At 72.7% G+C, this 20,594-nt stretch carries 23 protein-coding genes; 9 read left to right on the top strand and 14 right to left on the bottom strand.

Annotated features, from left to right (window positions below; genetic code table 11):
• Positions 1-145: 145 nt before the first annotated feature.
• A complete protein-coding gene (locus tag PV364_RS10215; protein WP_319659467.1) occupies positions 146-604 on the bottom strand; it encodes an ATP-binding protein in 459 nt (152 codons plus the stop codon).
• A gap of 163 nt (positions 605-767) precedes the next feature.
• Here PV364_RS10215 and PV364_RS10220 point away from each other — a divergent pair, with 163 nt between their 5' ends.
• The gene (locus PV364_RS10220) at positions 768-1,004 is read left to right on the top strand and encodes a DUF397 domain-containing protein (RefSeq protein ID WP_319659468.1); all 237 of its coding nucleotides are present in this window, start codon (positions 768-770) and stop codon (positions 1,002-1,004) included.
• A gap of 161 nt (positions 1,005-1,165) precedes the next feature.
• Positions 1,166-2,074, top strand: coding sequence for a helix-turn-helix transcriptional regulator (locus PV364_RS10225; protein ID WP_319659469.1), 909 nt, complete (start codon positions 1,166-1,168; stop codon positions 2,072-2,074).
• A gap of 124 nt (positions 2,075-2,198) precedes the next feature.
• On the opposite strand, the gene PV364_RS10230 is transcribed toward PV364_RS10225, so the two are convergent.
• On the bottom strand, positions 2,199-3,014 hold the full coding sequence (locus PV364_RS10230) for an SAM-dependent methyltransferase (protein ID WP_319659470.1): 816 nt from the start codon (positions 3,012-3,014) through the stop codon (positions 2,199-2,201).
• Between the two features lie 282 nt (positions 3,015-3,296).
• Here PV364_RS10230 and PV364_RS10235 point away from each other — a divergent pair, with 282 nt between their 5' ends.
• From PV364_RS10235 to PV364_RS10245, 3 genes are all read left to right on the top strand, one after another.
• Positions 3,297-3,779, top strand: coding sequence for an Lrp/AsnC family transcriptional regulator (locus tag PV364_RS10235; protein WP_319659471.1), 483 nt, complete (start codon positions 3,297-3,299; stop codon positions 3,777-3,779).
• A 189-nt stretch (positions 3,780-3,968) separates the two neighbouring features.
• Positions 3,969-4,463 (top strand): DUF2000 domain-containing protein, encoded by a 495-nt coding sequence (locus PV364_RS10240; RefSeq protein WP_319659472.1) that lies wholly within the window; start codon positions 3,969-3,971, stop codon positions 4,461-4,463.
• A 73-nt stretch (positions 4,464-4,536) separates the two neighbouring features.
• Positions 4,537-4,899: a DUF6204 family protein gene (locus tag PV364_RS10245; protein ID WP_319659473.1), complete on the top strand. Its 363-nt coding sequence runs from the start codon at positions 4,537-4,539 to the stop codon at positions 4,897-4,899.
• A gap of 11 nt (positions 4,900-4,910) precedes the next feature.
• Here the strand turns inward: PV364_RS10245 and PV364_RS10250 are convergent, their stop codons facing one another.
• The 5 genes from PV364_RS10250 to PV364_RS10270 form a co-directional block, all read right to left on the bottom strand.
• Complete coding sequence (locus tag PV364_RS10250; RefSeq protein WP_319659474.1) at positions 4,911-5,549, bottom strand: SRPBCC family protein; 639 nt, start codon at positions 5,547-5,549, stop codon at positions 4,911-4,913.
• The gene (locus tag PV364_RS10255) at positions 5,546-5,953 is read right to left on the bottom strand and encodes a metalloregulator ArsR/SmtB family transcription factor (protein ID WP_319659475.1); all 408 of its coding nucleotides are present in this window, start codon (positions 5,951-5,953) and stop codon (positions 5,546-5,548) included. Before PV364_RS10255 ends, PV364_RS10250 begins: the two co-directional genes overlap by 4 nt.
• Positions 5,954-6,079: 126 nt before the next feature.
• Positions 6,080-7,204 carry a type III polyketide synthase gene (locus PV364_RS10260; RefSeq protein ID WP_319659476.1) on the bottom strand — a complete coding sequence of 375 codons (1,125 nt, stop codon included), beginning with the start codon at positions 7,202-7,204 and terminating at the stop codon, positions 6,080-6,082.
• A 373-nt stretch (positions 7,205-7,577) separates the two neighbouring features.
• On the bottom strand, positions 7,578-8,783 hold the full coding sequence (locus PV364_RS10265; protein ID WP_319659477.1) for a cytochrome P450: 1,206 nt from the start codon (positions 8,781-8,783) through the stop codon (positions 7,578-7,580).
• 181 nt (positions 8,784-8,964) lie between these two features.
• Positions 8,965-9,771, bottom strand: a complete 807-nt coding sequence (locus PV364_RS10270) for a LysR family substrate-binding domain-containing protein (protein WP_319659478.1) — start codon at positions 9,769-9,771, stop codon at positions 8,965-8,967.
• Between the two features lie 82 nt (positions 9,772-9,853).
• Between PV364_RS10270 and PV364_RS10275 the strand changes: the two genes are divergently transcribed.
• Positions 9,854-10,258: a DUF5997 family protein gene (locus tag PV364_RS10275; protein ID WP_319659479.1), complete on the top strand. Its 405-nt coding sequence runs from the start codon at positions 9,854-9,856 to the stop codon at positions 10,256-10,258.
• Between the two features lie 54 nt (positions 10,259-10,312).
• Here PV364_RS10275 and PV364_RS10280 read toward each other — a convergent pair whose 3' ends face one another.
• The gene (locus PV364_RS10280; RefSeq protein ID WP_319659480.1) at positions 10,313-10,639 is read right to left on the bottom strand and encodes a helix-turn-helix domain-containing protein; all 327 of its coding nucleotides are present in this window, start codon (positions 10,637-10,639) and stop codon (positions 10,313-10,315) included.
• A 442-nt stretch (positions 10,640-11,081) separates the two neighbouring features.
• On the opposite strand from PV364_RS10280, the gene PV364_RS10285 reads away from it, so the two are divergent.
• Positions 11,082-11,462 carry an SMI1/KNR4 family protein gene (locus tag PV364_RS10285; protein WP_319659481.1) on the top strand — a complete coding sequence of 127 codons (381 nt, stop codon included), beginning with the start codon at positions 11,082-11,084 and terminating at the stop codon, positions 11,460-11,462.
• Between the two features lie 205 nt (positions 11,463-11,667).
• Complete coding sequence (locus PV364_RS10290) at positions 11,668-12,588, top strand: SGNH/GDSL hydrolase family protein (RefSeq protein ID WP_319659482.1); 921 nt, start codon at positions 11,668-11,670, stop codon at positions 12,586-12,588.
• Between the two features lie 120 nt (positions 12,589-12,708).
• On the opposite strand, the gene PV364_RS10295 is transcribed toward PV364_RS10290, so the two are convergent.
• On the bottom strand, positions 12,709-13,188 hold the full coding sequence (locus PV364_RS10295) for an ATP-binding protein (protein ID WP_319659483.1): 480 nt from the start codon (positions 13,186-13,188) through the stop codon (positions 12,709-12,711).
• A gap of 282 nt (positions 13,189-13,470) precedes the next feature.
• Positions 13,471-14,325, bottom strand: coding sequence for an NAD-dependent epimerase/dehydratase family protein (locus tag PV364_RS10300; protein WP_319659484.1), 855 nt, complete (start codon positions 14,323-14,325; stop codon positions 13,471-13,473).
• Positions 14,326-14,459: 134 nt separating this feature from the next.
• On the opposite strand from PV364_RS10300, the gene PV364_RS10305 reads away from it, so the two are divergent.
• Positions 14,460-15,308 (top strand): helix-turn-helix transcriptional regulator, encoded by an 849-nt coding sequence (locus PV364_RS10305; protein ID WP_319659485.1) that lies wholly within the window; start codon positions 14,460-14,462, stop codon positions 15,306-15,308.
• Positions 15,309-15,353: 45 nt separating this feature from the next.
• Here PV364_RS10305 and tpg read toward each other — a convergent pair whose 3' ends face one another.
• From tpg to PV364_RS10325, 4 genes are all read right to left on the bottom strand, one after another.
• A complete protein-coding gene (gene tpg / locus PV364_RS10310) occupies positions 15,354-15,908 on the bottom strand; it encodes a telomere-protecting terminal protein Tpg (RefSeq protein ID WP_319659486.1) in 555 nt (184 codons plus the stop codon).
• Between the two features lie 11 nt (positions 15,909-15,919).
• Positions 15,920-18,106: a telomere-associated protein Tap gene (gene tap / locus PV364_RS10315; protein ID WP_319659487.1), complete on the bottom strand. Its 2,187-nt coding sequence runs from the start codon at positions 18,104-18,106 to the stop codon at positions 15,920-15,922.
• A 26-nt stretch (positions 18,107-18,132) separates the two neighbouring features.
• Positions 18,133-18,489: a hypothetical protein gene (locus tag PV364_RS10320; protein WP_319659488.1), complete on the bottom strand. Its 357-nt coding sequence runs from the start codon at positions 18,487-18,489 to the stop codon at positions 18,133-18,135.
• 778 nt (positions 18,490-19,267) lie between these two features.
• Entirely contained in the window at positions 19,268-20,500 is a 1,233-nt protein-coding gene (locus PV364_RS10325) for an FAD-dependent oxidoreductase (RefSeq protein ID WP_319659489.1), read from the bottom strand.
• Positions 20,501-20,594 lie beyond the last annotated feature (94 nt).

Raw genomic sequence — 20,594 nt, forward strand, 5'->3', positions numbered from 1 at the left:
TGCGGCTCAGGGACCGGAAAGGCGCCCCTGACCTGCGGCGACGCCATGACACAGCCACGCCGCGAGCCGACGCGCCCGCTCGCCGGCCCGGGCCGCGGATCGGTGCGCGGACATCCGTCCGGGTGAGCGGAGTGGCGGCGACGGATCACACGCGGGCGGAGACCAGCGCCCAGACGGACTTCCCCGACTCGTCGGGCGGCGTCCAGCCCCAGGAGTCACTGAGCGAGTCGATGATGTGGAGCCCCCGCCCCGACTCCGCGAGCCAGTCGGGCTCCTTCAGCACCGGGATGCCGGTACCCGGATCGGCGACCGTGCAGAGCACGGAGGTGTCGCGCAGCAGCAGCCCCAGCCACAGCGGCCGGTCGGAGAGCGCGCACCTCGCGTCCTCCAGTCCGTAGCGCACGGCGTTGGTCAGCATCTCCGAGACGACTATCGACGCGTTGTCGACCACCCTCAGCATGCCCCACTCGCACAGCGTGGACCGGGTGAACTGCCGGGCGGCGCCCGCCGCTTGGAGGTCGCCGCTCAGCCCGCAGGCGGCGAAACGTGTCCCGGGACCCTCGGGCAGGTCGAAGTCGAGGGGGGTCGCCGGGTGAGTCGTCATCGAGTACTCCGCGGAGCGTCGAGGGGGGCGCGGTGTCTACACACTCCACTATCCCGGTCGGATCCCTACCCGTGCAAGCACATCTGCAATTACAGTCGTAAGTGCAACTGTAAGTACGTCTGCACGTGCAGATGCACGTGCAGAACGCCAAGGAGGCGTATCCATGCGGGAGTTCGAAAACGGCGTCCCGGCCACCGACATCGACGGCGCGGTCTGGCGGAAGAGCGGCCGCAGCAACCCCAGCGGCAACTGCGTGGAGCTCACGGCGCTGCCGGGCGGAGGCTTCGCGATGCGCAACTCCCGCCACCCCGGGGGTCCCGCCCTCGTCTACACGCGCGCGGAGATCGAGGCCTTCCTCGGCGGCGTCAAGGACGGCGACTTCGACGACATGGCCGGCTGACGGACCCTCACACCACCGATGACCTGCCCTCCACCCTTTCGAAGCGCGGTCCCGTCGGCGCGCCGTCCGCGAACGCGTGCGGCGCGCCCGGGGATATGGCTGTATTCGCACGCCCATTGGTGGGAGACTGGCTGTCTGCCCAGTCACTCACGGGAGTCGGCATGACCGCCACGCGGCCGAGCAACGAACCGTCGATAAAGCAGTACCTGGAGCACCCGCGAGGCGGTCCCACGGTCCTGCGCATCGTGCTCGGCACCCAGTTGCGCAGGCTGCGGGAGGCGGCCCGCATCTCCCGCGAGGACGCCGGCGAGGCGATCCGCGGTTCCCACGCCAAGATCAGCCGGCTGGAGCTGGGCCGCGTGGGCTACAAGGAGCGCGACGTCGCCGATCTGCTCACCCTGTACGGGGTGACCGACGAGACCGAGCGCGCCGACTTCCTCAACCTCGCGCGCCAGGCCAACACACCCGGCTGGTGGCACCGGTACGGCGACGTCCTGCCCGGCTGGTTCGAGACGCTGGTCGGCCTGGAAGAGGCCGCCTCCATCATCCGTACCTACGAGGTGCAGTTCATCCCCGGCCTGCTGCAGACCGAGGAGTACGCCCGCTCCGTGATCCGCCTGGGGCACCCGCGGGCGTCCGGCGTCGAGCTGGAACGCCGGGTGGCGCTGCGCATGGACCGTCAGCGGCTGCTGACCGCGCCGGGCGCGCCGAGGCTGTGGGCGGTCGTGGACGAGGCGGCCCTGCGCCGGACGCTGGGCGGCCGGGAGGCCATGCGCAGCCAGCTGGAACGTCTCATCGAGGTGGCGGCGCTGCCGAACGTGACGCTGCAGATCGCGCCCTTCAGCGTCGGCGGCCTCGCCACGGCCGGCGGCCCGGTCACGATCCTGCGTTTCCTGGAGCCGGACCTGCCGGACATCGTCTACCTGGAGCAGCTGACCAGCTCGCTCTACTTGGACAAGCAGGAAGACGTCGACAACTACCTGGCCGTCATGGACCGCCTCAGCGCGGAGGCCGAGCCGCCGGCGCGGACACCGGGCATCCTGAACGACATCGTGAAGCAGCTGCTCTAGCCGCTTCCGCGCCGAAGGAATCAAGGCGTCGTGGCGCCCGGTTAGGCCTGCGGGCGGGCGGGCCGGACCGCCTCACGGAGCCGGCGCACGCTCCCCTTCCCGTTCCCGGGCCGCGCGGGGCCGGTCAGACCTTGCGGCCGACGCCGCCGAACTCGATCCACTCCTGCGTGGCCTGACGGGGTGCCAGGTCGGTGTCGGGGCGCCAGGTGGAGACCTCCACCAGGCCGGGCTCCAGGATCTGCAGTCCGTCGAGGAATCCGGCCACGTCGTGCTCCTGGCGCACCCGGCCCCAGTTGCCCTGCGTGCTGGCATCCATGAACTCGGTCACGAAGTCGCGCACCGACTTGTCCTCGCTGACCAGTTGGCACACCACGAGGAAACTGCCGGGCACCAGACGCTCCGCGACCCTGCGCACCAGACCCGCCGGGTCGTCGTCGTCGGTGATGCAGTGCATGACGGAGACGAACAGAGCCGCGACCGGCTCGTTGAAGTCGATCAGCCGCTCGACCTCCGGGTGGCCGAAGATGCCCTCGGTGTCGCGGAAGTCGGCCTGGATGACCGCGGTGTTCTCGTTCTCCTCCAGCAGCGCCCGGCCGTGCGCGAGGACGATCGGGTCGTTGTCGACGTAGACCACGCGCGAGGCGGGGTCGATGCGCTGGGCGACCTGGTGCACGTTGTCCACCGTCGGCAGACCTGAGCCGTGGTCGAGGAACTGCCGGATGCCGTACTCCCGCGCGAGCACGCCCACGACGCGCTGGAGGAACCGCCGGTTGTTCACCGCGAGTTCCTTGGTGCTGGGCACGACCTTCAGCAATTCCTCGGATGCCTCGCGGTCGACCGCGTAGTTGTCCTTGCCGCCGAGCAGGAAGTCGTACATCCGCGCGACGCTGGGTGTCGCCGTGTCGATCGCGGTCGGCAGCGGCTCACGTTCCTGGCTCATCCGGCCCCTCACAGTCTTCCCCACGCCCCGAACGCAGGGGTTGATCGCGGATCTCCATCCTAGGGGCAACGAGGCGGCGCCGAACTGTGGTTCTCCCATTCCGCATCAGGAATCGGCCGTGCCGGAAGGTTTTCTGAAATCCCCTCAGGCGGTGCACCGGGCGACATACCTCGCGTCCCGGCGGCCCCCGCGCGGAACGGGCTGACGCCGTCCGCGGCGGGCCGGACACAGAGGCGGAGAGCCGAGGCGCCGCCGTACTTCGTGCGGCATATCGTCCCTTGCATGGAACTCGATGCGCTGGACCGCGCCCTGATCCGGGAGCTGCAGCACGACGCCCGGCAGACCAACCGGGACCTGGCCGCCAAGACGGGCGTGTCCCCGTCGACCTCGCTGGAGCGGGTGCGGCTGCTGCGCGAGCGCGGGGTGATCACCGGCTTCCACGCGGCCCTGGACCTCGAGGCCGTGGGGCGCCCGGTCCAGGCCCTCATCGCCGTGCGCATCCGGCCGCCGGCCCGGCCGGTCATCGAGGGGTTCCGGGAGTGGGCGGCGCGGCTGCCGGAGACCATCGGCCTGTTCGTGACCTCGGGGGCGCACGACTTCCTGATCCACATCGCGGTCCCCGACGTGAACGGCGTCTACGCCTTCGTCATCGACCGTCTCACCGAACGCCGCGAGGTCGCGGACGTGCAGACCACGATGGCGTACGAGCACGTGCGGGCCCGTTCCGTCGAACCGGCCGACCCGGACCGGCGCCGGACCCGCTGAGGCCACCGGTCCCGCCCGGGGAGCCGCCGTACGGATGGGCACCGGACGGGCGGAACGCCGCACGAACTGCGCCGCGCGGCCGGGACACGCGGGGCCGCCCGAAGTAAGTTCGGGCGGGGGCGCCATCCGGCCACATACCTGCCTAGCATCTGCCCGGTCCACCGAACAGACGCGGCAGGAGAGCAGGTCATGACCGCCGAGAACATCACCCCGTCCCGCACCGCAACCGTCGGCTTCTCGCCCGAGGAGATCGACCCGGCCGCACCGACCCGCGCGGCCCGGCTCAAGTGGGTCGTCGTCGTCGACAGCGACCTGCCGCCGGGACGGGCCGTCAACGCCGCGGTCTGCGCGGGCGCGGCCACCGCCGTCGCCGTGACCGGGCTCCTCGGGGAGGACGCCACCGACTCCGAGGGCAACGCCCACCCGGGGCTGCCGTGGGCGGGCTGCACGGTCCTGACCGCCGACGCCGCCGCGCTGCGGGCGATCCGCGCCAAGGCGCACGCCTCCGCCGGCACCTTCGTCGCCGACATGCCCGCGGCCGCCCAGCAGACCCGCGTCTACGCGGACTACCTGGCCACGCTGGGCAGGACCGCGGCCGAGGACGTCGGTTACTGCGCGGTGAGCATCGTCGGGCCGCGCAACCGCGTCGACAGGATCGTCGGCAGGCTGCCTCTGATGTCGTGATCGCCCGCGGCGCGCGGACAGGCCGCCGGAAACCCGGTGGAACGGGGACGGCCGCCCGGCCTAGGGTCGGAGCATGAGCACCCGCGTCTTCCGCATCACCGTCCGTGGCGTCTTCGACGGCCTCGGCCCCGAACAGCGCTCCGAACTCCTGGCCCGCGCCGGGGAGCACGACGTGCTGCACGCGGCCTTCACCCCCGAGGGACACCTCTCGTACGACATCGCCGCCCGCCCCGCGTTCACCTTCCGCTTCCAGGACTCCGGCGAGGCCGAGGAGGACATCCTCGAGGCGACCGAGCGCGCCGAGCAGGCGGCCCGGGCCTGGCTGACCGGACGCGGCTACGGCTTCAAGAACCTCCGCGCCCAGGCCGAGGACCTCTCCCAGGCCCCGCTCGGCAAGCGGCAGCGCCGCGCGGCCGCCATGGGGAATCCCGCCTGACGATCGGCCCGCTACGCCTCGCGCGGCGGGACGTAGAAGCCGGTCGTCGCGGCGACCGCGGCGGCGACGACGTCCTCGGGCGCGCCCGAGGCGGCGTAGGCCTCGCCCCATGCCTCGCTGCTGCGCGTCATGCACACCCGCACCTCGTCGGACTCCGCGAACTCGGCGGCCTGCTCGGGGGTGGGGAAGTCACCGGCAAGGTAGCGGCCGAACCCGAGGAGCGCGAGGTCCCAGCCCACGCCGACGGCTCCGGGGCCGAACTGGTCCCACATGCCGGGCGGGACGACCGCGACGTGCTCGAGTTCGAGGACGGTCCGCTCGTCCTGCTCGGTGAGCCGCACCGCCACCTCGCTGAAGCCCGGCGCCTCGCCCATCACCCAGCTGACGCGCAGCAGTCGGGGCGGTTCGCACTGCAGGATCTCCCCGCCCGCGTTGCCCTCCAGCTGGTAGTGGCCGCCGAGGCGCAGGTCGCCGGTGACCGGGAGGAACCAGCGCTGGATGCGCTCGGCGGTGGTGCAGGCGTCCCACACGTCCTCGATGTCCGCGTCGTAGGCGCGGCGGAGCAGGACCGTGCGAGCCTCCTCTCCGGAGACGTCCCGGGAACCGACCTGCCGGTGGACGTGGTTGATCTGGTCGACGATGTCGCTCATGGCGTCTCTTCCTGTTCCTTCCCGGAGCGGGGGGCGTGCCCCGCCCCCGGCCGTGGTCCCTGCCGCCGTTCCCCGGCGATCCGCCGCTCCCGGCGCCCGCGCGCCAACTCCGTGCCCAGCGCGTCCAGCCGCTGCTCCCAGAAACCGCGGAAACGCTCCAGCCAGGCGTCGACCTCGCGCAGCGGGGCGGCTTCCACGGCGTAGAGCCGCCGCGTCCCCTCCGCGCGGACGACGGCGAAGCCGTGTTCCCGCAGCACCCGCAGGTGCTGGGACACCGCGGGCTGCGAGATGCCGAACTCCTCCCGGATCGCGTCGCTGATGGCACCGGAGGGCTGCTCACCGGCGGCGAGCAGCTCCAGTATCCGGCGGCGCACCGGATCACCGAGGATGTCGAATGCGTGCACGGCGAGAACTATGCCAGCGTCCACTTATATAAGCAATCACTTATAGAATGCCCTCGCGGAAGCGCCGGCGGCCCGGGGCGGTCCACCGCCCCGGGCCGTCCCGGTCCGCATCCGCCGTCCCCGGCCTCACGGGGCCGCGGGGTCGCGGAGGCCGTCGTCGAGGGTCCCGTAGTTGTGCTGCGGCAGCACGTCCGCGTCGTAGTCGGCCTTGACCCAGGTGCCGAGCACCATCTCGGCGGTGATGCCGGGGCCGAAGCCGGCCAGCAGGCCGCGGTGGCCGTCGAGTGCCGTGCCCTCGTCGAACATCCGGGCCAGGGCGTCGAGCACGACGCAACTGGCGATGTTGCCGTACTCGGTGAGCGTGGCACGGCTGAAGCGGAACGCCTCGGGAGCGACGCCGAGGTAGCGGCTCAGGTCGTCCAGGATGCGCGGGCCGCCCGCGTGGATGACGTAGAAGTCCAGCTCCGACGCGTTCCATTGGTGCTCCGCGGCCACGCGGCGCAGGACCGGCGCCAGCGGCTCCATGGTGCCGGGCACGCGCTTGTCGAGCTGGAAGTGGAATCCGGTCTGGCGCACCGCGTAGGAGATCCAGGCCTCGGTGTTGGGGATGAGGTAGGAGGAGTTGCGCTCCAGCCGCATCCCGGTGCCGCCGTTGCCCCGCACCACGGCGGCGGCGACACCGTCGCCGAACAGGCCGTTGGACAGCAGCGTTCCGACGCTCAGGTCGGTCGGCTGGTAGCACAGCGAGCAGAACTCGCAGGCCACGATGAGGGCGTTGGCCTCGGGGTACGCCGTGCAGAAGTCGTGCGCGCGGTTGATGGCCGCGCCGCCCGCCGCGCAGCCGAGTTGGGCGATGGGCATCTGCCGGGTGTCGTGCCGGAAGCCCATCGTGTTGATGAGCCACGCCGTCAGCGACGGCATCATGAAGCCCGTGCACGAGACGTAGATGATGAGGTCGATGTCGGCGGCCGTCAACTCCGCCTCGTCCAGCGCCTGGCGCACCACCGCGGGCACGCGCGCCTTGGACTCCTCCTCGTAGATCTCGCTGCGCACATCGAAACCCGGATGTTCCAGCACCTCGTCGATCGGCCGTATCAGGTGCCGTTTCCGTACGCCGGTGTTCTCGATGAGCCTGAGGGTCAGGCCGAGTTGCGGGTGGTCTTTGTGCAGCCGTCGTGCCAGCTCGAGCGTTTGTTCGCAGGTGATAACGTTGTCGGGAACCGCGATCACCGGCTTGCACAGAACTGCCATGATTGGCTCCATTCCTGTCCCTCTGCGGGCAATGGTCCACGTGGTGCCCCGCCCCGGTGCATTTCTTCCGGGGCGGACCCGTACCTTTCACGGAAAGGCGATAGGGAGGTACGGGCATTTCGCATGCGGCGCCCCAATGGCGCCGGTATTGCACGTGGGCCCAAACGGAGTCGGATGACACATTCGGACCGGCCACCGCCGGAATGGCGTTGTGGCCCATTCGGTTTCTGGTCCGCCCAACAAAAAGTACGGCAGCCGGACCGGGAGCGCACGTCGGAGGCGGGGCGGCCAAGCACCGCACGGGCGCCGCGCCACGGCGCCGGCCCCGCCCCGTACGGGCGGAACCGGCGCCGGAGGGCACTCGGGGCGGTTCCTACCAGCCCACGTGCAACGCCACCGGGTAGCGCCAGATCGACGTGGCGCTCCAGCGCACCTCCTCGGCCGGCTTGGCCAGCCGCAGCTCGGGGAAGCGGCGCAGCAGCTCGGTGAAGGCGACCTGCAGCTCCATCGTCGCCAGCGGTGCCCCGAGGCAGTGGTGGCCGCCCCAGCCGAAGGTCATGTGCGGGGCACCGGTGCGCTCCAGGTCCAGTTCGTCGGGGCGGTCGAACTTCGCGGCGTCGCGATTGGCGGTCAGGTAGGAGACGTGCACAATGTCCCCGGCCCTGATCAGGACGCCGCCGAGTTCCACGTCCTCGGTGGCCACCCGCGGGATGCCGACGCCCTTGCGGAACGGGATGTGCCGCAGCATCTCCTCGATGGCCTGCGGGATCTTCTCGGGGTGCGCGCGCAGTGTCGCCAGCTCGCGGGGCCGGGTCAGCAGCGTGTAGGCGATGTTGCCGATCTCGTTCGAGGTCGTGTCCTGGCCGGTGATCAGCAACACCATGGCCATGACGGTGAGTTCCTTGTCGTTCAGGATCTCGTCGCCGTCGCGGGCCGTGGCCAGCACGCTGATCAGGTCGTCGCCGGGGTGCGCGCGCCGCTGCGCGGTCAGCTCCGCGAAGTACGCGCGCAGGTCGGCCTTGGACCGCACCGCGTCGTCACGGTTGTCGGGGCTGAAGTCCATCAGCGTGCGGGCGTGGGCGCGCAGCCGCCACCGGTCGTCCTCGGGGATGTCGAGGACCTCGCAGATCGCGGTGAGCGGTAGCGGAGCGGCCAGGTGCTCCACGAGGTCGGCCGGCGGACCCTCTGCGGCCATCGTGTCGAGGAGCTCGGTGACGACCCGCTCGATGTGCGGGCGCATGCGCTCGACCTGGCGCGGGGTGAAGCCCTTGGAGACCAGGGAGCGCAGCCGGCTGCTGTCCGGCGGGTCCATCACGTTGATCGCCTCGTCCTGCACGATCGGCTCCGGGGTCATGCGGGGGAAGTCCCGGCCGACGACGCCGCGGCGGCTGAAGCGCCGGTCGGTCGTCACCGTCCGGACGTCCTCGTAGCGCGTGACGAGCCACGCCTCGCCCTCCCCATGGGGCAGCTTGATGCGCGAGATCGGTTCGTTCTCCAGCAGGTGCTTCAGCTGGGGGTCGAATTCGAGGGCCACGGCGAAGTCGAAGGGGCAGTCGTGCGCGGAGGGGCCGGAATCCATGCGATGCTCCAGTGAGCCTGGACGTCAGGGAACACCTCACAACAAATCGCCCCCGGACCCCTGACGGCCACCGCAGCAAGCCCATCCGGGGGACCGGCCGCCCCGGGCGGCGTGCCGGCCCGGCAGCCCCACGAGCGGCACGGTGCGGGTGCCCCGGGTCCGGTGCGTCCGGTGCCCCGGGTCAGGAACGGCGGCGGGGTTTGCCCTGCTTGCCGCCCCGGCCGGTACCGCCGCCCTTGGCGCCCCCGGAGGCGCCGCGCGGGTTCTTGCCGCCGGCCCGCCCGCCGGTCTTCCCGGCGCTCTTCCCGGCCGCCGGCTTGCGCCGCGCAGCGCCGGCGTCGGCACGCCCGTCCTTCGTCTGGGCGGGGGCGTCGGCCCGACGGCCCCGCGTGCTGTTGACCGTCCGGCCCCGGACGACGCCGATGAAGTCGTCGACCATGTCGGTCGTCGCGTCCTCGGGCCACGACAGCGCGACGCGCGACTGCGGGGCGTCGACCAGCGTGCGGTAGGTGAGGTCCCGGCGGTGGTGCAGCCGGGCCAGGGACTGCGGGACGACCAGCAGGCCCACCCCCGCCGCCACGAGCTCGACGGCGTCCGCCGTGGTGGCGGGGCGCTCGATCGCGGGCCGGCCGGGGGGCCGCTCCCAGTCGATGGTGTCGTCGAGGGGGTGGAAGACCACCTCGTCGGCCAGATCGCCGGTGCTCACCTCCTCGACCGCCGCGATGACGTGGTCCTTGGGGATCACGACCACCGTCGTCTCGGTGTAGAGGGGGATCGCGCTCAGGTCCGTGCCGTCCACCGGGAGCCGTACGAAGCCCGCGTCGGCACCGCGGCCGCGCAGCACGCCCGTCGCCTCGGCGGAGGGGACCGCGACGAGTTCCAGCGGGACGGCGGGGAACCGCTCCTGCCAGATCCTCACCCATTTGGCGGGGGTCACGCCCGGCACGTAGGCGAGCCTGAACTGGGGGGATGCTTCCGAGCCTGTCACCAGGACAGGCTACCCGGGCCGCGGCGGGGGGCGGCCCGTCCACGCGGTCGGGGGTGCCCCGCGGGATCGATATCCTTGACCCATGACGTCGCACCACGCCACCCAGACCATGAAGCCCGCCACCGCGGCCAAGAAGCTGGGTGTGTACCTCGAGGCCACTCCCGCCGCGTTCCGGGAAGGCGTCGTCTCGCGCGACGAGCTCAACGCGCTCCAGGCCGACCCGCCGGAGTGGCTGCGGGAACTGCGGCGCGACGGGCCGCACCCGCGTCCGGTCGTCGCGGCCAAGCTGGGTGTCTCCATCGCGGGCCTGGCGCGCGGCGGCGTCACCGAGCCGCTCACGACCGAGCAGATCGACGCGCTCAAGCAGGACGTCCCGGAGTGGCTGGTGCGGGAGCGCGCCACGCAGGCCGAGGTCCGCAAGGAGGCGGCACGCCTGAAGGAGCGCGACGCGGAGCGCCGGCAGCAGGCGAACGGGCCGCGTTCCTGATCGACGGTCCCCCTGGTCGGCGGGGTCCCCGGGGCTCCGGGGACCCGCCCTGCGTCACACGGACGTGGGGAGTGAGCCGCGGACGACGAGGTCGAGCAGACCGGGGAAGCGCTCCTGGAGGTCGTCCCGGCGCAGTGTGACCTTGCGGCTGTTGCCGTAGTTGACCTGCCGGATCAGTCCGGCCTCGCGCAGGACCCGGAAGTGGTGGGTCATGGTCGACTTGGAGATCGCGAGGCCGAAGGACGCGCAGGTGCGCTCGGTGCCCCCGGATTCCCGGCACAGTTCCTCGACGACCTTGCGGCGCAGCGGGTCCGCCAGGGCGGCGAAGACGGAGCCCAGATCCATCTCCCCGACCTCGGGGTGGCCCTCGGCGTCCGGCATGGCCCCTCCTGGTCCGCTTCCGCCCTGGATACGACAATCACCATACCTCAGGGGCGACAACGCCCTCCGGGGCACACTTCGCGACAGGTACGTCTTGCGCCTTACCTTGAGGTAGAGGTATGAACGTATGCGTACCTCGCGCCCGGCTCTGCCGCCGCGCGCGCCGCGACCCGCCGAAAGGACCGCTCCGTGCCCCTCCCCCACGACGCGTCCGAGGGAGGCCGACGCCGCCCCCGCGTCCGTCGCCTCCGCATCCCCGGCACCGTTGCCGCACCCCTGCCGTGCCGCGAACTCCGCGCGGGGCGAGGGCAGTCGGGCGCGGCCGGCCATTCGGCGCCCGCGCCGCGGGACGGCTGAGCGGACCGGGGTCCGACCGCGATATGGTGCGCCCCGGGAGGGTCCTCGGCGTGCGGCGCCGGAACGCCCAGGGGAGGGACGTGCCATGGGCGCACCAGACGCCGCGATCCAGCGGGCCGAACGGGCCCTCGGCGTCGCCTTCCCCGTCGACTACCGCACGTTCCTCGCCGACCCGGGTTCCGTGGCCCGGTACTTCCTGCCCGCCGGCGACTTCCTGACGCTCTGCCCGGCCGACGAACTCCTGGGCCTCAACGACACGGCGGGCCCGGCCGGCCACCTCCCCGGCGCGGTGGTCATCGGCGGTGACGGTGGCCGCGAACTGCTGGTCTACGACTTCCGGCAGCAGCCTCCCCCGCTCCTCCTGGTCGACTCCGCGGCCGCCACCTGGTCCGAGGGCCTGCGCCAGGCGGCCTCGCTCACGGAGTTCCTGACCCGCTTCCCGGAACACGGCTGGCGCTGGCAGTAGCCGGACACCGCCGACGGCCCGCAGGCGAGCTTGCATCGTCAAGCATTCTCATGATCTTCTTGATTGACACAGCAATCATCGCGGTGTGCCGCTCCGCGTGTCGGCGGGTGGCTCATGGTGCCGGGCGCAGGCGGGAGGGGTCCACCGCACAGGACGGCCCGCACGGCGTCAAGGCGGGCCACGCATCACCGATGAACGGACATCAATGAAGAACGTACGGATTCGGCTGACCGCGCGTCGCGGCGCGGCGCTGAGTACCGCAGCACTGACCGGCGCAGTGGCACTGGTGGGATTCGCGGCAGGCCAGGCGGGCGCCTCTCCCGCCGGTCACTCCGGGCGGGACCACGTCGCCCTCGGCGACTCCTACGCGTCGGCTCCCCTGGTCCCCGACCAGGTGGACACGACCTGCTTCCGGTCGAGCCACAACTACCCCTCGCTCGTGGCGGCCCAGCGGCACGCGGACCTCACCGACGTCAGCTGCTCCGGTGCGACCACCGCGCAGATGACCGCGCCGCAGGGCACCGCACCGGCCCAGTTCACCGCGCTCGAGCGGGGAACCGACGTCGTCACCGTCAGCATCGGCGGCAACGACATCGGCTTCAGCAGCGTCATCGCCACCTGCGCCGGCGTCACCTCCTCCGACCCCGCCGGGGCGCCCTGCCGGGCCCACTTCACCAGCGGCGGCAGCGACCGGCTCGCGGAGCGCGTCGAGCAGACCGCGCCCAGGATCGCCGAGGTCATCCGGGGCATCCACCGGCGGTCACCCCACGCCGAGGTCCTGGTGGTCGGCTACCCCGACCTGTTCCCGGACGACGGTGCGGGGTGCACCAGTTCCTCGGTGCCCTTCGCCGCCGGTGACTTCTCCTACCTGCGCGACACGGAGAAGAAGCTCAACAGCATGCTCGCCGTCCAGGCCCGCGAGAACGGCGCCCGGTACGTCGACACCTACACCCCGACCATCGGTCACGACATGTGCCGGCCGACCGGCGAACGCTGGATCGAGTCGCTGGCCCCGGCGACCCCGGCGGCTCCGGCGCACCCCAACGCCCAGGGTGAGCAGGCCATGGCCACCGCCGTGGCGCGCACCCTCTCGCACCACCACGAGCCGCACCACAGCCACCACTGACCCCCTGGCGCGCCCCTCCGGCCACCCCGGAGGGGTGCGCCCCTGGGTGCGACGGCTCGGGTATCTGCCGGCGTCCCCCAGGACACGGCTGCTCGGCTGTTCTCGGGCAGCCCGCAGAGGTCAGTTCTCGACAGCCTCCGCGATCCGCTGCGCGGCCTGGGCAGGGGTGAGGCGCGTGGTGTCGACGACCTCGGCCTCGTGACGGAACGCGGAGGGGCCGAGAACCGTGTCCCCCTCGATGCGTCCGCGGAGGGTGACCTGGTCGGCGTGGAGGACGAAGTGCCTGACGGGAATGGCATGTCGGGCCAGGCCCGTGCAGATCTCGCGCCAGTACGGCTCGACCAGGACGGTCATCGGCACGATCAGGGTGCCGCCGGTGTAGTCGAGCACGCGGCGGGCGGTCTCGACGACGAGCGGCCGCCACGGCGGCCAGTGCTGGAAGTTGTCCGAGCCGGGTCCGGGCAGCGCCGGCGTGATGTCCATGAGGGTCTCGCCGACCTTCTCGGCGTCGAACACCCGTGAATCCGCGAGCAGTCGCTGCACGAGTGCGCTGGTCGTGGTCTTGCCGGCGCCGTGGGTGCCGTTGAGCCGTACGATCATCCGCCCACGCTAGCGGCATGGGGGTGCCGTCCCCGCCGACCGCTCGCGCCCACCGTACGCGCTGCGTGATCGAATCCCCAGCACGAAAGGGCGGCCTCCGCCCCGGCCGGTGAGGTGGCTGAACGCGGCTGTGGCCGACGGGCTACTCCGCCTCGCCCACGCCGAAGTGCCGTTCGTACGGCGGGAAGCTTTGGACCTCCTTTGAGCTTGACCGGCGAACGCCTCTGGCCCGGCCGTGCGGTGGGGTCGATCAGAGGGAGGGCCGACCTCGCGCGGCGGCCGTCACAGGGCCCCGGCGTCCCGGGCCGTCCAGACGCTCGGATAGATCGGCCGGAAGCCGAGCTCCCGGCGGATGCGCTGGTTGGACACGATCCCGAACCACGGGTCGGGGTCCGTGAGCTCGTGGAGGCCGGCGGGCACCTCGACGCCGTTGAGCTGGTGCAGCTCGACCGTCGTGACCGGGGCGTCATCGGCGATGTTGTAGATCCGGCCCGCGATGCCCGGCGCGTACAGCAGACGCATCAGGCCCTGGGCGACGTCCGCGTGGTGGGCCATCTGCAGGCGCTGGTGCGGAGCCCAACCGGACGCCCAGCGCAGGGAGTCGGCGAGGTGCGGGTCGCCCTCGCCGTAGACGAAGGGGAGCCGCCCGATGCGTACGTCCAGGCCCTCGAGCGCGAGCAGTTCGCGCTCGGCCGCGGCCTTGGACTCGGGGTAGGCGCCCCACATCTCGCCGCCGGGCCGGCTCTCGTCCTCCTCGGTCAGCGGGCGGCCCCGTCCGACGCCGTACACATTGTTCGTGCTGACCTGCACGAACCGCTCCACCCCGGAGGACTGCGCGGCGCGGCCCAGGGCCACCGCGGCGTCCCGGTTGACGGCCCACGCCTCCTCGTCCGGCACCCCGCGGAAGGAGGCGGCGACGTTCACGACGGCGTCCACGCCGACGAGCGCCTTGCCGAGTGTCTCCTCGTCGCGCAGGTCCCCAATGGCGACCTGGGCGCCCAGTTCCGCGAAGCGCTCGCCGCGGGCCGCGTCCCGTACCAGGACCCGCACCTGCTCGCCCGGCTGCCGCTGGGCCAGCAGCCTCGGTACGAAGCGGCGTCCGACCTGTCCCGTCGTACCGGTCACCAAAGTCAGCATGATGTGCTCCTCACGCACTGTTTCCCGTCGTTGACGACCAGCCTCGGCGGATGCCGGAACGACCGGGAGAGACCTCTCCATCAGGGGATCGGCAGTCCCTGGATAACCCGGACGGCCTGCCGCACCCTGGAGGGGTGAACCGAGGTGAACTGGCCGACTTCCTGCGCCGCGCCCGGGCCCGCCTGGCCCCCTCCGACGTGGGCCTCACGGTCGGCGCCCGCCGCCGTACGCCGGGGCTGCGCCGCGAGGAGGTGGCCCAGCTGGCCGGCATGTCCGTGGACTACTACACGCGGTTGGAACAGTCCCGGGGCCCGACACCGTCCCGCCAGATGCTCACCGCGCTGGCCCGCGCCCTGCGCCTGACGGAGGACGAAGCCGACCACCTCTTCCACCTCACCGGGGAACAGCCGCCGCGCCGGGAGGCGACCAGCACGCACGTGCGCCCGGGCCTGCTCCTGGTGCTGGACCGGCTGCACGACACTCCGGCGATGGTGGTGACCGACTGCGGCGAGGTCCTGGCCCAGAACGCGCTGTCACGAGCGCTGAGCGGAGACGTCCTCGCCCGGCCGCCCCGAGGACGCAACATGATCCGCCGCTTCTTCCTGGACCCGGCGGCCCAGGAGCTGTTCCCGCCCGAGGACCGCCCCGAGCGCGCCCGCGAGCAGGTCGCCGACCTGCGAGCGGTGGCCTCGGCCCGCCCCACGGACCCCGAACCCTCCGCCCTCGTCGCCGAACTATGCGCCGGGAGCGAGGAGTTCGCCCGCCTCTGGGACGAACACGAGGTCGCCGTACGCCGCGCCGCCACGAAACGCTTCCGCCACCCCTCGATCGGCATCCTCGAACTCGACTGCGAGGTCCTCGTCAACTCCGAGCACAATCAGCGGCTCGTCATCCACACGGCCCGCCCGGGCACGGAGTCGTACGAGCGCTTGCGGTTGCTGCAGGTGGTGGGCTTGCAGGACCTGACGCCGACGAGCTCCTGACCGCCTGCGGCCCTTTCACCTCGGGCAGGTCGGTGGCGCGGCGGGTCAGAACTCGAGCTCGACGTAGTCGATGTCGGTGAACTCCACGTTCAGGCCCTGGGCGCGGCGGCCGCGGTCCTTGAAGTAGATCTCCTGGAGGCCCTCGGCGGCGATGGCGCGCAGCTGCTGCTCCGTCGCGCCGGCGTCCCGGGCGGCGAAGAGGCGGGCGGCGTAGGCGGGCGGGAGGGACTGGGTGATGAGGCGGACGCGGCTGTCGTCGGTGGAGCCGGGGGCGGCCGTGAAGCCGAAGCGGGCGCGGGTCTCGATGACGATGCCCCCGCTGGTGGCGGCGTGCCGCTTCGCGCGGTCGCGGACGCGGGGCTGCCAGCGCTCGCGGACGGCGTCCTCCAGGCGGGCGGCGAGGTCCTTGCGGGGCTGCTTGATCCGGCCCGCGAGGTAGCGCTCGACGGTGCGCTGGGAGACGCCGAGGAGGGCGGCGACGCCTCGGGTGCCCTTCTCGTGCTTGACGAGGTAGCGCATGCGGGACTGGGCGGACTTGGGGAGAGGACGGGTGAAGGTGGCCGCGGTGGCCTTGTCGAGGCTGTCGCCGAGCATGCCCATGGATGTGTTCCCTACTCCCCGTCGGCGGCGGCGTCGGTGCCCTTGATGTGGCGGGCGGGGTTGTGGCCGTCCTCCAGGAGTTCGGCGGCCCACATGAGGGTCTGGGTGCCCTCGTGCTTGACCATGCCGGGCGAGACCCCGAGGCGGAAGCCGCCCGGCAGGGGCTTGCCGTCGGGGGTGTACGGCAGGAAGTCCGGCGGGCCGGGGCCGTCGGAGAGGTAGACGGCGCAGTCGGAGAGGACCGCGATCGGGTGGAGGCCGACGGCCGCGAGCCTGAGCATCTTGCGGTGCATGTTGACACGGGCGGTGGCGATGACGGCGGCCCGGATGTCCGGGCGCCAGGTGGGGCGTTCGAGGGCGGGCCAGCGTTCGCCGGGCCGGTAGCCCGCGCCCTGGGGGCGTTCGCGGAGCTTGCCGATGCCGCCCTTCACGGTTGCCTTGATCGCCGACAGGAGCGCGACCCGCGCGGGGTCGGTCCGCTTGTGGCGCTCCATCGCGGCGAGGAACTCGTCCTCCGGCATGCCGGGGACGACGCCCAGCTCGCCCATGGTGGCCAGATACGCGTCGCGCAAACGCGTGTACCAGGCGTCCAGGTACGGACCGTGCTCGGGCCGTACGTACGCCTCCAAGGGGGCGACGGCGTGGCCGAGTTCGACCGCGTAGGCGACGGTCGGCGTGGCGTACCAGGCGGGGCCCTCGGGGCGGCCGCCGTGCGGGGTGAAGGGGCTCGGCAGCCGCGGGTCCAGGTCGATGCCGGACAGGTCGACCAGCCAGCAGCCGGGCAGCGCCTTGTCGAAGGCCGGGGCCTTCACGTGGACGGGCTCGCCGAGCCCGACGGTGAGCCGGTTCGCGGCGGCGGCGAAGGCCATGTTGACGTCGACGCCGACCGCGTACGGCTGCGCGCACTCGGTGTCGGTGAGGAGTTCCGGGTCCCGGATCCAGTCGTACGCCTCCTCGTCCAGGACCTGGTCCGGGGTGCGCAGGTGACCGCGCGGGTGGAGCGCGGCGACGACGGGGTGCTCGTCGGGGGCCTCGGGCGGGGCGGGATCGACGGGGCCGGTGAGGGCTCCGGGGTTCGGCCCGGAGACCCACGCGCCGGTCGCCGGGTCCTTCACCGGCCGGGTCGGCGGCCGCAGGGCGGTCATCAGCTCCAGCCCGGACACCGCTGTCGAGCCGCGCGGCGTCAGGACGCGGGACGCGTACGCGGCGAGGGTCCGGGCGAGTTCGGGCGCCGGCAGGCCGGCGGCACCGCCCCAGGACCGCGCGTCCAGCGCGCCCCACGGCAGGACGGCCAATTGCACGCACTGACGTCTGCCGCCCTCAGCCGGCCGGAACACCCGCGCCCACGGGCCGAATCCGCGCTGGGTCAGTTGCCAGCCGGCCCTCGTGATGCGGCGGACGACCGGGTGGTCCGGGGGCAGCCGCAGGCCGCGGCGGTCCTCCAACTCCGCCGGCAGGCCGAGCCGTTCGGCTGCCGACGCGGTCAGCACGACCAGCGGGTCGGCGTCCTTGCCGTTGCGGTGCAGCCGTGGCGCGCCGAGGCGGGCCTCCGTGAGCGTCCACTCCACCAGGGACGGGACGTCCGCCGCGGGGCACTCCAGTACCAGACCGCCGGCTCCGTACGCCGATCCGTCACCGTCCAGCACCGCGAGCGGGCCGTTCACGAACCGCGGGTCGGGCGCGCCATGGTCGCCCTCCGGCCGCGGCACGTCCCGCTGTCCGGTCGAGCGACGTCCCGCATGCGGTGTCCGCGCCGCCGGGGGCTCGCCACCGCGACGGGCGTCCCCACGCGGCGCGTCCCCGGACGGCTGCGCCGCCAGGGGCGCGGCCCCGGCAGCGCGGGCGGCGGTCACGGGCACGGGCACCGCCGACGGGTCGCTCGCGGCCTGCCCCGGCCGCGCCGAAGGGTTTTCGGCGGCTGGCGCCGTTGGCGACGGCGGTGCGCCCGCCGCGAGTTGACCGGCGATGCCCTCCAGCAGCTTGGCGTACGCGGCCCGTGTGGCGCCCTGGGGTTCGCTGCGGCCGGCCTCCCAACCGGCGACCGTGGTACGGGTGACCTGCAGCGCCTCGGCGATCTCGGCCTGGGTGAGCCCGTACGCCGTGCGCAGCCGGGAGCGTTCGGCCGGTTCGGGGAGCCGGGTGCGGCGGGGTCCTGACCGCAGGAGGGCGTCGACGGGGTCGGGCGCTGCGGCGGCCATGGGGGGCTGGGGCTCCTTCACTGCGGTCAGGCCTCCCCGGAGTGCGGGACGCCGCCCGGCGCGGCGTCGAGGAACTCGCGCAGGTGCTGGCCCGTGAGGATGCGCGCGGGGTTGCGTCCCGGAGGCAGCGGCAGCCGGTGGCCGAGGGCCCACTGGAAGCGCCGGGCCGGGGCGAGGTCGAAGACCCAGCGGCCGTCCGCCGCGTCGCCGGACCGGCTCCCCCGGATCTCGAAGGCGCCCACGCACACCCCGCCGTCGACGAAGGCGAGCAGGAAGTCGCCGTGGGTGGCGACGGTGCGCGCGGCGAAGCGCCAGCCGCGCCCCGCGCCCTCCGCCACGGTCCGGCCGTCGCGCAGCGACTGCCGGACGTCGACCGCAAGCATGTGCTCCTCCGACTCCGACCGGGGGTGGGAGGTCCGGTCGGCCCGGCCGGTTTCCTCGCGTAACGACGGACTTTATCAGCCGATAAAGTCCGTCGCGATCATGCCGCGGGAAGAGGCCCGGTGTGTCGGGTGGCACCGCCGAATGTCCGTGCCGTGTGCTTCGATTCGGCCACGGAGGCGTTCCCGGCATTGACGGGTTTCGCCAGGACGGCATTCCGGCTGCACCCGTTCCGGGGAATCCGACCGTCCATGACAGTTCGATAGGTGGGCCACTGCTGTGGCCTGCTGACGAGCCCTGCCGGAGTAAGAGTTGGCGCACATTCCGTCCGAGCCTGCGACCACGCTTGCGGACGTTCACCTGCTGCGCACCCCGCTGGCGCGGTCGTGTGCACGGTCCAGCGGCCCCGGACGGGATGCTTTGACCGACGACGAGCGGGCATCATCGACCGGATCAACACGGGGCTCGCCCCGGACTCACTGCCGTCCGGCCCTCAGCCGCTGATTCCGCTCGCCCGGCTCTACGCCCGCGATGTGCCCCGACCGCCCTTCCCGCGGAGCACGGACCTGCTGCAGGTGCTCTGGGTGCCGCCCTGAGAGGTGGAGGTCGGTTCCACCGCCGTACAGCTGAGGTGGCGGCGGTTCCCGGAGGTACGGGAAGTCCTGCCGGCTCCGCCGGAGCCCGCCTGTGTCCCCTCCGCCGGTCAGGTGCCCGATCGAGGAGCCGGTGTCGCTGCGGGCGGTGGCGTCCGGGGCGAAACCTCCCATCGCGCCGGGGAGTTCACCGCACGGACGCGGCCGGGGGGCGTTCGCGCAGCGCGCCGTATCCGAAGAAGTACGCCGGGATCCGCCGCAGCCACCGCGATCCGGCCATCGCGCGGGCCACGCGCCGGCCCCGATCGGCATCGCCCAACGGCGGCTCCCCCCGCAGCACGGGCGCGATGAGCCGGGCGTGGGCGATCCGCTGGAGGGTCTGGGTTCCGGCCGTGGTGGGCGTCCTGCGGCGCTGGATCGCGCGCACGTCGCTCAGGCCCACGCTGCCGCGGCGCAGGGGCTCGACGAGGTGCCGCGCCGAGGCCACGGCGTCCTCGACCGCCAGGTTGATGCCGATGCCGAAGACCGGGGACATCGCGTGCGCCGCGTCGCCGATGCACAGCAGCCCGGGGCGGTGCCAGCGGCGCAGGCGCTCGAGGCGTACGTCGAGGAGCTTGACCTCGTCCCAGGAGTGCAGGGCGTGGGTGCGGTCCATGATCCACGGCACGGCGCCGGCGTAGTCGGTGAGGAAGCGGTCGAGGCCGGCGGCGCGGCGGTCGGGGTCGGTGCCCTTGGGGATGAGCGCGGCGCACTGCCAGTAGTCGCCGCGGTCGATCATCACGGTGAGGAGGCGGTCGCCGGCGCCGCCGACGAGTCCGTGCGGGTCGCCCTCGTGCCGGGGCAGCCGGAACCACCAGGCGTCCATCGGGCAGTCGTAGCGGCGCAGGCCCAGTTCCGGCCGGGAGCGGGCCAGTGACCCGCGGCCGTCGCAGGCGACGGTGAGGTCGGCGCGCAGTTCGCCGGTGCGTCCGTCGGAGGTGCTGTAGCGCACCCCGGTCACGCGCCCGCGCTCGATGACGAACGAGGTCGCCTCGGTGTTCATCCGCACCTCGAACGACGGCTCGCGGCGGGCCTCGTCCACGAGGAGTCCGAGCAGGTCCCACTGCGGGACCATCGCCACGTAGTTGTACGGCTCGGGCAGCACGCTGAGGTCGGCGACGGTGATCAGCGCACCGTCGGCCCCGACGGGCAACTGGAGGGTGCGCACCCGGCGCTGCGGCAGCGCCGCGAAGCGTTCGGCGAGGCCGAGGTCGTCCAGCAGGGCGAGGGTCGAGGGGTGCACGGTGTCGCCGCGGAAGTCGCGCAGGAAGTCGCCGTGCTTCTCCAGCACGGTGACCGCGATCCCGGCGCGGGCGAGCAGCAGGGCGAGCACCATGCCCGCGGGACCGCCGCCCACCACACAGCACGTGGTCCGTTCCATCCGCACCCTGCCCCTCCGGCGGTGCACGGACACCGCCATATCGGTACATACTATTCTTTAAGTGATCACATCTCTGCGCGTCGCTCCCGACCCG

It is taken from the genome of Streptomyces sp. MI02-7b (genome assembly GCF_033793585.1).
Lineage (GTDB): Bacteria > Actinomycetota > Actinomycetes > Streptomycetales > Streptomycetaceae > Actinacidiphila.

Bases quoted from the DNA above. Each gene is read 5' to 3' on its own strand.
- PV364_RS10245 (WP_319659473.1), top strand. From the start codon at position 4,537: ATGAGCACCCGCGTCTTCCGCATCACCGTCCGTGGCGTCTTCGACGGC.
- PV364_RS10265 (WP_319659477.1), bottom strand. From the start codon at position 8,783: ATGGATTCCGGCCCCTCCGCGCACGACTGCCCCTTCGACTTCGCCGTG.
- PV364_RS10250 (WP_319659474.1), bottom strand. From the start codon at position 5,549: ATGAGCGACATCGTCGACCAGATCAACCACGTCCACCGGCAGGTCGGT.
- PV364_RS10325 (WP_319659489.1), bottom strand. From the start codon at position 20,500: ATGGAACGGACCACGTGCTGTGTGGTGGGCGGCGGTCCCGCGGGCATG.
- PV364_RS10230 (WP_319659470.1), bottom strand. From the start codon at position 3,014: ATGAGCCAGGAACGTGAGCCGCTGCCGACCGCGATCGACACGGCGACA.
- PV364_RS10240 (WP_319659472.1), top strand. From the start codon at position 3,969: ATGACCGCCGAGAACATCACCCCGTCCCGCACCGCAACCGTCGGCTTC.
- PV364_RS10235 (WP_319659471.1), top strand. From the start codon at position 3,297: ATGGAACTCGATGCGCTGGACCGCGCCCTGATCCGGGAGCTGCAGCAC.
- PV364_RS10260 (WP_319659476.1), bottom strand. From the start codon at position 7,204: ATGGCAGTTCTGTGCAAGCCGGTGATCGCGGTTCCCGACAACGTTATC.
- PV364_RS10285 (WP_319659481.1), top strand. From the start codon at position 11,082: ATGGGCGCACCAGACGCCGCGATCCAGCGGGCCGAACGGGCCCTCGGC.
- PV364_RS10280 (WP_319659480.1), bottom strand. From the start codon at position 10,639: ATGCCGGACGCCGAGGGCCACCCCGAGGTCGGGGAGATGGATCTGGGC.
- PV364_RS10225 (WP_319659469.1), top strand. From the start codon at position 1,166: ATGACCGCCACGCGGCCGAGCAACGAACCGTCGATAAAGCAGTACCTG.
- PV364_RS10215 (WP_319659467.1), bottom strand. From the start codon at position 604: ATGACGACTCACCCGGCGACCCCCCTCGACTTCGACCTGCCCGAGGGT.
- PV364_RS10295 (WP_319659483.1), bottom strand. From the start codon at position 13,188: ATGATCGTACGGCTCAACGGCACCCACGGCGCCGGCAAGACCACGACC.
- PV364_RS10300 (WP_319659484.1), bottom strand. From the start codon at position 14,325: ATGCTGACTTTGGTGACCGGTACGACGGGACAGGTCGGACGCCGCTTC.
- tap (WP_319659487.1), bottom strand. From the start codon at position 18,106: ATGGCCGCCGCAGCGCCCGACCCCGTCGACGCCCTCCTGCGGTCAGGA.
- PV364_RS10220 (WP_319659468.1), top strand. From the start codon at position 768: ATGCGGGAGTTCGAAAACGGCGTCCCGGCCACCGACATCGACGGCGCG.
- PV364_RS10275 (WP_319659479.1), top strand. From the start codon at position 9,854: ATGACGTCGCACCACGCCACCCAGACCATGAAGCCCGCCACCGCGGCC.
- PV364_RS10320 (WP_319659488.1), bottom strand. From the start codon at position 18,489: ATGCTTGCGGTCGACGTCCGGCAGTCGCTGCGCGACGGCCGGACCGTG.
- tpg (WP_319659486.1), bottom strand. From the start codon at position 15,908: ATGGGCATGCTCGGCGACAGCCTCGACAAGGCCACCGCGGCCACCTTC.
- PV364_RS10290 (WP_319659482.1), top strand. From the start codon at position 11,668: ATGAAGAACGTACGGATTCGGCTGACCGCGCGTCGCGGCGCGGCGCTG.